Source organism: Oleiagrimonas sp. MCCC 1A03011, from assembly GCF_003267965.1.
In the GTDB taxonomy this organism is placed as follows: domain Bacteria; phylum Pseudomonadota; class Gammaproteobacteria; order Xanthomonadales; family Rhodanobacteraceae; genus Oleiagrimonas; species Oleiagrimonas citrea.
On sequence record NZ_MSPY01000043.1, the window covers coordinates 1 to 669 of the forward strand.

Below are 669 nucleotides of genomic sequence, written 5' to 3' on the forward strand. Positions count from 1 at the left end.
TCAATGCCTCGACTCCAAAAGGAGCTAGGCACAATAAAGACAACAGCAATATAGATAGATTGGAAAATTTGTTGGACGATTGGGCGGGGTATAACAGTCCCTACCCTGAAATTCGCGATGCATTTCTATATTTCAAGAATGGTGGCACTAAAGAGAGAGTGTCTACCAACAAGGTGACAGACGAGAACATTCCAGCAGAAATGCTGCCGGAAGATATTGACGGTTATGTGCGGATTATCAGCTATGTGAAGAGGACGGGTGGAGTGTTGACCGTGGAAATCTCAAGGGACGCTGACGAAACTATGTCTGCATGATAGACGCTAAGTTAAGGATATTTCATTAGTGAGGTTTAGCTTATAGGCGGACATCAGAACTTGACCACAACTCTGCGATTCGTGCTGGTGCAGGGGTGATGAGCTCTGAGTGAAGAGCACTGCGTCACTACTCTTTTTGGTGATGACTTCGGTGTTTGTATGTCGGTCTAGAAGTCCGTGTCGTCAACCCCGATACGCAACCTGAAGCACAATGACAAAATATGATTGTTAACGGCTTGGTACTACAGCTACGTGAATATCAAGCGCCTGTGGACCGATCAGAAGTGGTCGGGCGATGATTGCTCATCGTCGGTGCTTTCCAAGCATGTGGTTGGGTGATTGTCAAGCCTGTTTG

Annotated in this window: 1 protein-coding gene; it reads left to right on the plus strand. The window is 46.6% G+C overall.

Annotated features, from left to right (window positions below; all coding sequences use genetic code 11):
* Positions 1 to 314 (plus strand): hypothetical protein (locus BTJ49_RS15815; protein WP_168184785.1); only part of this gene is annotated, 314 nt, incomplete at its 5' end.
* Between the last annotated feature and the right edge of the window lie 355 nt (positions 315 to 669).